General features: G+C 68.3%; 1 protein-coding gene. It reads left to right on the top strand.

Annotated elements, in window-relative coordinates; all coding sequences use genetic code 11:
* A partial coding sequence (locus FJV41_RS45470) for a non-ribosomal peptide synthetase (protein WP_141648886.1) occupies nucleotides 1-9,240 on the top strand: 9,240 nt, incomplete at both ends.

The raw sequence follows: 9,240 nt of genomic DNA on the forward strand, positions 1-9,240 counted from the left end.
TCTTCGCCTCCTGGTGGGTCGGCGCCCACGTCGTCCTGCCCACCGGGGGACTCCGCCAGGACATCCCCGCCCTGCTCGACTTCATGCACCGCCAGCAGGTGGAGCGACTCTTCCTCCCCTTCGTCGCCCTCCAGGCCATGGCGGACTCCGTCTCTCACGGCGCCACGCTTCCTTCCGCCCTTCGCGAAGTCGTCACCGCTGGCGAGCAACTCCAGGTCAACTCCACCCTCGCTTCCTTCTTCGAGAAGCTCCCGGGCAGCGTCCTCGAAAACCAGTACGGCCCCTCCGAGTCCCACGTCGTCTCCGCCTTCCGGCTCCAGGGCGCACCTTCCTCCTGGCCTCGCCTGCCCTCCATCGGCTCGCCCGTCGCCCACACGCAGCTCTACGTCCTCGACACCCTCGGCCAGCCCGTCCCCATTGGCGTCTCGGGTGAGGTGTACGTCGGAGGCACCCACCTCGCTCACGGCTACCTCGCCCGCCCCGACATCACCGCTCAGGCCTTCGTCCCGAATCCTTTCTCGGGCGAAGAGGGCTCTCGCCTCTACCGCACAGGCGACGCGGCTCGCTGGAAGGCTGACGGCACCTTGGAGTTCCTCGGCCGCCTCGACTTCCAGGTGAAGGTCCGTGGCTTCCGCGTCGAGTTGGGCGAAGTCGAGTCCGTCCTCCGCACCGCGCCAGGAATGAGTGACGCCGCCGCAGTCGTCCGCGAGGATGTCCCCGGCGACAAGCGCCTCATCGGCTACGTCGTCCTCGCTCCCGACACCACCCTCGACTCCGAGGCCCTGCGCACCTTCCTCCTCAAGCGGCTGCCTGAGTACATGGTGCCCTCCGCCTTCCTCTCCCTGGCGGCGCTCCCCCTGACTCCCAGCGGAAAGCTTGCTCGCAAGCTGCTTCCCGCTCCTGACGCCGACTCCCTGCGGGGCGACTCCTCCTTCGTCGCTCCTCGCAACCCCGACGAAGAGAAGCTCGCTTCCCTCTTCGCCACCGTCCTCCGCCTGGAGCGCGTCGGCGTCACCGACAACTTCTTCGCACTCGGTGGCCACTCCCTCCTCGCCACCCAGGTCATCTCTCGCGTCCGCTCCTCCTTCGGCGTCGAGCTTCCCCTCCGCGCCCTCTTCGAGGCACCCACTGTCGCCTCCCTCACCGCGCGCATTCTCGCGGCCTCACACGAGAACCTCAGCGCTCAACCTCCTCCCATCCTCCCGGTGCCGCGCTCCGGCCCGCTGCCCCTCTCCTTCGCTCAGCAGCGTCTCTGGTTCATCGACCAGCTCCAGCCCGGCAGCTCCATCTACAACATGCCCTCCTTCGTCCGGTTGGACGGGCACCTCGACATCCACGCGCTCCAGCTCAGCCTCAATGAACTCGTTCGCCGCCACGAAGCGCTCCGCACGACCTTCATCCAGCGAGACGACCAGCCCTTGCAGGTCATCGCGCCGCATGCCGAGCTGCCCGTCACTCGCGTGGACCTCCGAGGCCATGACGAGGAGAGCACCCGTGCGGAGGTAGAGCGCAGGCTCAAGGAGGAGTACCAGCAGCCCTTCAACCTCTCCACGGGCCCGCTCATCCGCGCTCAGGTCCTCGAGTTGAGGGACACGGAGCATGTGCTCGCGCTCAACATGCACCACATCGTCTCCGACGGTTGGTCCATGGGCGTGCTCACCCAGGAAGTCGCCGCGCTCTACGACGCCTTCGCCCACGGCAAGCCGTCGCCCCTCGCGCCGCTCGCCATCCAGTACGCGGACTTCTCCGTCTGGCAGCGTGGCTGGCTCCAGGGTGCCGTGCTTGACGCGCAGATTGCGTACTGGCGCCGTCAGCTCGCGGACCTCACGGCCCTCGAACTGCCACTCGACAAGCCTCGACCCACGGTGCAGACCACCGCTGGCGGGCAGGTGTACGTCAGCGTCCCGCTCGCAACCGCAGAGAAGCTCAAGGCCCTCTGCCAGCGTGAAGGCGCAACGCCCTTCATGGCGCTGCTCGCGGCGTGGCAACTCCTGCTGTCCCGCTACTCCGGCCAGGACGACATCACCGTCGGCTCGCCCATCGCGGGGCGTCACCGCTCGGAGCTCGAAGGGCTCATCGGCTTCTTCGTCAACACGCTCGTCATGCGCGCCCGCATCGACTCCCAGGCGTCCTTCCCGCGATTGCTGCGGCAGGTGAAGGAGGCCGCGCTGGGCGCCTACGCGCATCAGGACATCCCCTTCGAGCGGCTCGTCGAGGAGCTCCAGCCCAGCCGCGACATGAGTCGCAGCCCGCTGTTCCAGGTCCTCTTCGTCCTCCAGAACACGCCGGCCTCCGCCATCCAGAAGACGGAGCTGACGCTCAGCCCGGTGGAGATCAGCGGAAGCACGTCGAAGTTCGAGCTTCAGCTCAGCCTCGTCGAGACGCCGGACGGCATCTTCGGAGGAATTGGCTACAACTCCGACCTCTTCGAGCGCTCCACCGTCGAGCGCATGGCGCGTCACTTCGAGTTGCTCGTCGAAGCCGTCGTCACCCGTCCCGACGTCCCCGTCGCCGCGCACTCCATCCTCACGGAGGCCGAGCGCCGCAACGTCCTCGTCGACTGGGCTTCATCACCGCTCGTCACCGATACCGACTCCACCCTCCCAGAGGTCTTCGCGCGCGTTGTCGCGCGTTCTCCCGACAAGACCGCGCTCCTCTTCGGAGAGGACGTCCTCACCTACGGCCAGCTCGACGCCCGGTCCAACCAGCTCGCCTGGCACCTGCGTGCCCTGGGCGTCTCCACCGACTCTCGCGTCGCACTCTCGTTGGAGCGCTCCTTCGACCTCGTCGTCGCCCTCCTCGCCATCCTCAAGGCCGGCGGCGCCTACGTCCCTCTCGACGCCAGCTATCCCCGAGAGCGCCTCGCCGCCATGATGGAGGACACCCAGCCGCTGCTCCTCCTCACCTCGCGAGTCCTCGCGTCGAAGCTCCCCTCGGAGGGCCTCACCACCCTCGTCCTCGACGACGTCGACTTCTCGTCTCAGCCCACGGGGGCGCTGCCGCTCGCGGCGCTGCCCCTGTCGCTCGCCTACGTCGACTTCACGTCCGGCTCCACCGGCAGGCCCAAGGGCGTCGGCACTCCGCACTCCGCGGTCCTTCGCACCCTGGTGGGTCCCGACTACACGAGGTTCGGCCCCCAGCAGACGCACCTGCTGCTCGCGCCCATCTCCTTCGACGCCTCCACCTTCGAAATCTGGGGCGCTCTGCTTCACGGCGCGCGGCTCGTCGTCCCGCCGCCGCATGCGCTGTCCCTCGAGGAGATCGAACTCGCCGTCTCCCGTCACGGCGTCACCACCCTCTGGGCCACCAGTGGTCTGTTCTCCCAGCTCGCGGACTCCGAGCTTCCGGGCTTGAGCTCGTTGCAGCACGTCCTCACCGGCGGCGACATCGTCTCGCCAGTCCACGTCCGCAAGGCCCTCGGCGCGTGGCGCGTGCCTGTGTCCAACGCCTACGGCCCGACGGAGTCCACCGTCTTCGCGTCCGTGTTCACGGTCTCCCGGCCCGAAGACGTCGGGGCGCCGCTGCCCATTGGCCGCCCCATCCACGGCACGCAGCTCTTCGTCCTCGACGCCACACTCCAGCCTGTTCCCCCTGGCGTCACGGGTGAGCTGTTCATCGGTGGTGAGGGTCTCGCACGCGGCTATCTCCTCCGCCCCGACTTCACCGCCGAGCGCTTCATCCCCAACCCCTTCAGCACCACGCCCGGAGCACGCATCTACCGCTCCGGCGACCTGGTCCGCTGGCGCGATGACGGCGCACTCGACTTCATCGGCCGCTCCGATGCCCAGGTGAAGCTGCGTGGTTTCCGCATTGAGCTTCCCGAAATCGAAGCCGCGCTGCTGTCTCATCCGTCCGTCACGGGGGCCCTCGCCCTGCTGCGCGAGGACACGCCGGGCGACAAACGCCTCGCCGCCTATTTCACGTCCTCGGCTCCCATCGACTCGGCCGCCTTGCGCTCGTTCCTCAAGCTCAAGCTGCCCGAGTTCATGCTGCCCTCCTTCCTCCTCCATCTGGACGCGTTCCCGCTCACCACGAACGCCAAGATCGACAGGAAGGCCCTCCCGTCTCCCGACGCATTCGCGTCCTCCGCGTCGTTCCTCGCGCCTCGCAATCCCACCGAAGAGGTGCTCGCCTCCATCTGGGCGGACGTCCTCCGTCTCGACAAGGTCAGCGTCTCCGACGACTTCTTCGAGCTTGGCGGCCACTCCCTCCTCGCCACGCAGGTGGTGTCTCGCATCCGCAGGGCCTTCGAGGTCGAGCTGCCCTTGCGTGCGCTCTTCGAGGCGCCGTCCGTGGCGGCGCTGGCCTCGCGCATCGCCGCTGCTCGGCAGGAGCACTCACGGCAAGCGCCTCCGCTGGTTCCCACGCCGCGCACCGGAGAGCTGCCGCTGTCGTTCGCGCAGCAGCGGCTCTGGCTCGTGGATCAGCTGGAGCCCGGCAGCTCCGCGTACAACATTCCCTCCGCGCTGAGGCTGCGTGGAACGCTCCACACCGCCGCGCTGGAGCGGTCCTTCACCGCGCTGCTCGAACGCCACGAATCGCTCCGCACCACGTTCCTCGCGCGTGATGGCGAGCCGATTCAGCACATCCATCCGGCCGAGCCGTTCTCACTGCCCATCGTGGAGCTGGGAATCCTGCCCGCCGAGGAACGCGAGGAGCACGCACGGCGACTCGCCGCAGAGGAGGCTCAGCGCCCGTTCGACCTCGCCCGGGGCCCCGTCCTCAGGGCGATGCTGGTGCGGCTCGCGCCCGAGGAGCATGTGTTGCTGGTCACCATGCACCACGCCGTCTCGGACGGTTGGTCCATGGGGGTGCTCATCCAGGAGCTCGCGGCACTCTATGAAGCCTTTGCCTCGGGTGGAGACGCCCGACTGCCCGCGCTCCCCATCCAGTACGCGGACTTCGCGGCCTGGCAGCGCTCCTGGCTGAAGGGTGACGTGCTGGAGCAGCAGCTCGGGTACTGGCGTCGTCAGCTCGGAGCGCTTCCTCCGCTGTTGGAGCTGCCGACGGACAAGCCCCGTCCCCCCGTGCGCAATCCTCGTGGGGCTTCGCGCCCCGTGCGGCTGTCGAAGGAGCTGACGGAGCGCCTGATGACGCTCTGCCGCCAGGAAGGGGCCACGCCGTTCATGGCGCTGCTCGCCGCCTGGCAGGTGTTGCTCGCTCGCTACTCCGGACAGGACGACATCGCCGTCGGGTCGCCCATCGCGGGACGCACCCGGACGGAGACCGAGGGCCTCATCGGCTTCTTCGTGAACACCCTCGTGCTTCGCACGCAGGTCCGCCCCGGGCTGCGCTTCAGGGAGCTGTTGGCCCAGGTCCGCGCCACCACGCTGGCCGCCTATGAGCACCAGGATGTTCCCTTCGAGAAGCTCGTCGAAGAGCTGAAGCCTCAGCGCAGCTTGAGCCACACGCCGCTCTTCCAGGTGATGCTGTCGCTCCAGAACCTCCCGGTGGCGAACCGCACCGTGGAGAGCACCTCCGCGGACAGCTCTCCGCTGCACCTGGAGTCATTCGCGCAGGAGCTCCAGGTCACGAAGTTCGACCTGACGCTGACCCTGTCACAGACGCCGGAAGGCCTAGCCGGTGGACTCAGCTACCGCGTGGACCTCTTCGAGGAGGCCACCATCACGCGCTGGGTGGAGCACCTGAACACCCTGCTGGAAGCCGCCATCACCACCCCCGATACCCTCGTGGGTGAGCTGCCGATGTTGCCGGCCGAGGAGCGCCGTCAGGTGCTCGTCGAGTGGAACGACACCCGCCGCGAGTTGCCCTGGACTGGCGCCTTCCACGAGCGCTTCGAGGCCCAGGCCGCTCTCACGCCCGACGCCCTCGCCGTCCTCGACGACTCCGCGTCTCTCTCCTTTCTCCAGCTCAACCAGCGCTCGAACCAGCTCGCTCACCTGCTGCGCTCGCGCGGTGTCGGGCCCGAAGTCCGTGTCGCCCTCTGCCTGGAGCGCTCCGTCGACTCCCTCGTCGCCCTCCTCGCCATCCTCAAGGCCGGCGCCGCCTACGTCCCTCTCGACCCCGCCTACCCTCGCGAGCGCCTGGCCTTCATGCTCCTGGACTCCGGCGCTCCCTTCGTCCTCACCCAGTCCCACCTCCTGCCTCGTCTCGACTCGGCCTCCTGCTCGGCCCTCTGCCTCGATGACGCCGCACTGCGCGCTTCTCTCGCCGCGCTCCCGGACTCCAATCCTCCTCGCGTCTCCCTTCCCTCCCACCTCGCCTACGTCATCTACACCTCAGGCTCCACCGGACGTCCCAAGGGCGTCATGGTCCACCACTTCTCCGTGGTGAATCTCCTCTCCGCCCTCTCTTCTTCCGTCTACTCCGACGTCCAGCGCCCTCTCCGCATCTCCCTCAACGCGCCCCTCTCCTTCGACGCCTCCGTCAAGCAGCTCGTCTTCCTCTCCCAGGGCCATTGCCTCTGCTTCGTCCCTCAGGCTGCTCGCGAAGACGTCCCCGTGCTCCTCTCCTGGATTCAGAAGCACCAGCTCGACGTCCTCGACTGCGCCCCTTCCCACCTCCGCCTCCTCCTCGACGAAGGCCTCGCGGACTCCGGCCGCCCCCTCCGTCTCCTCATCGGCGGTGAGGCCATCGACGACTCCCTCTGGGCCGCGCTCTCTTCCTCGCCTTCCCTGAGCGCCTTCAACGTCTACGGACCCACCGAGGCCACCGTCGACACCACCGCGCTCTCCATCCGCGCTTCCGCTCGCCCCGCCCTCGGTGGGCCGCTCTCCAACGTCGCCACCTTCATCCTCGACGCCTCGCTCCAGCCCGCCCCCATCGGCGTCCCCGGAGAGCTCTTCATCGGCGGCGACGGCCTCGCTCGCGGCTACCACTTCCGCCCGGACCTCACCGCAGAGCGCTTCATCCCCAACCCCTTCTCCTCGGTACCGGGGGCGCGCCTCTACCGCACCGGTGACAAAGCCCGTTGGCTTGCCCATGGCCACCTCGAGTACCTCGGCCGCATCGACTTCCAGGTGAAGCTGCGCGGCTTCCGCATCGAGCTGGGCGAAGTCGAAGCCGCTCTTGAAGCGCTGGCTTCCGTCCACCACGCCGCCGCCCTCGTCCGTGAGGACGTCCCCGGCCTCAAGCGCCTCGTCGCCTACGTCACCCCGGCCTCCGTCGACACCTCGTCTCTGCGCGCGGAGCTGCTCCTCAGCCTCCCCAAATACATGGTGCCCTCGGCCTTCGTCGCCCTCGACGCTCTGCCCATCAACACCCACGGCAAGCTCGACAGGAAGGCTCTCCCGGCTCCCGACTCCAGCCCCACCGACTCCTTCCTCGCGCCTCGCAACCCCACCGAGACTCGCCTCGCCGCCATCTGGGCAGAGGTCCTCCACCTCGACTCCGTCAGCGTCTCCGACGACTTCTTCTCCCTTGGCGGCCACTCTCTCCTCGCCACCCAGGTCGTCTCTCGCGTCCGCAAGGCCTTCGACGTCGAGCTGCCCCTTCGCGCGCTCATCGAGGCGCCGACCGTGGGTGAGCTTGCGCTGCGGGTCGAAGCGGCCCGTGGAGAGACTCCGGCCAACACGCGGCCTCCGCTCGTGGCGGTGCCTCGTACCGGGCCGCTGCCGCTGTCCTTCGCGCAGCAGCGTCTGTGGTTCCTCGACAGGCTGGAGCCCAACAACGCCTCCTACAACATCCACTCGAGCAAGCAGCTCGATGGCGACCTGGACACCTCCGCGTTGGAGCGCGCGATTCAGGAACTCGTGCAGCGCCATGAGGCGTTGCGTACCTCCTTCCACGTGCAGGAGGACGGCACCGCGGTTCAGGTCATCCATCCGCGCGCCGAGCTGTCGGTTCCCGTCACCGACCTCCGACACCTGACAGGCACGGCCCTGGACACGGAGTTCGTGCGACTGACCTCCGCCGAGGCCAAGAAGCCCTTCGATCTGACGCACTCACCCCTGCTGCGAGCATCCCTGCTGCGAGTGACCGAGCAGAGCCATGTGCTCCTCGTCACGGTGCACCACATCGTCTCGGATGGTTGGTCCAACGGCATCTTGTTGCGCGAAGTGAGCGCGCTCTACGAGGCGTTCTCCCAGGGGCGTCCGTCCCCGCTCGCGCCGTTGGAGTTCCAGTACGCGGACTACGCGCTGTGGCAGCGCGGCTGGCTGCGCGACGAGGCACTGGAGCAACAGCTCTCCTGGTGGCGGCAGCAGCTCGCAGGCGCACCTCATGCGCTCGAACTGCCGACCGACCGGCCGCGCCCGCCCGTGCAGACCCACGTCGGCGCGTCGCTCCCGGTGCACCTGAGCACCGAGGTGACAGAGGCGCTGCGTGCACTGTGCAAGCGCGAAGGCGTCACACCCTTCATGGTTCTGCTCGCCGCATTCCACACGTTGCTGGCGCGGTACTCGGGGCAGGACGACCTCGTCGTCGGCTCGCCCATCGCGAACCGGCAGCAAACGGAACTGGAAGGCATCGTCGGCTTCTTCGCCAACACGCTCGCGCTGCGCGCACGGCTGACGGGGGCGATGACGTTCCGTGAACTGCTGGCTCAGCTCAAGGAGACGACGCTCGGTGCCTATGCGCACCAGGACGTGCCCTTCGAGAAGCTCGTCGACGAGCTGAAGCCCGAGCGGGACCTGAGCCGGTCTCCGCTCTTCCAGGTGATGCTCGCCCTGCAGAACACGCCGCGGCAGCGTCGCACCGAGGCGCGCAATGAGGAGCCGGCACACGCTCCGGGTCCCGTGGAAGTCACCTACGGCAGCGCCAAGTTCGACCTGTCCCTGTTGCTCGCGGACCATGGCGATGACATCAGCGGCCTGCTCGAGTTCAACACCGACCTGTTCGATCCGGACACGGCTCGGCGAATGGGCGCGCACCTGTCGCGGCTGCTGCAATCCGCCATCAGCGACCCGAGCCAGACGTTGTGGCGCCTGCCCCTGCTCGATGAGCAGGAGCGTCACCAGTTCCTCGTCTCCTGGAATGACACGTCACGCGAGTCTCACGCCGTCACGACGATGCACGGCCCCTTCGAGGCCCAGGCGCTCCGCACGCCCGACGCCATCGCCATCTCCGATGGCTCGCGCTCGCTCACCTACGCCGCCCTCGATGCACGCGCCAATCAGCTTGCCCACCACCTCGCCTCTCGCGGCGTGACTCCGGGCGGCGCCGTCGGCATCTGCCTCGACAAGTCCCTCGACATGGCCGTCGCCGTCCTCGCCACCCTCAAGGCCGGCGCCTTCTACGTCGCTCTCGACCCCAACTACCCCCCCGAGCGCCTCGCCTTCA

The sequence above is a fragment of the Myxococcus llanfairpwllgwyngyllgogerychwyrndrobwllllantysiliogogogochensis genome (genome assembly GCF_006636215.1).
Classification (GTDB): domain Bacteria; phylum Myxococcota; class Myxococcia; order Myxococcales; family Myxococcaceae; genus Myxococcus; species Myxococcus llanfairpwllgwyngyllgogerychwyrndrobwllllantysiliogogogochensis.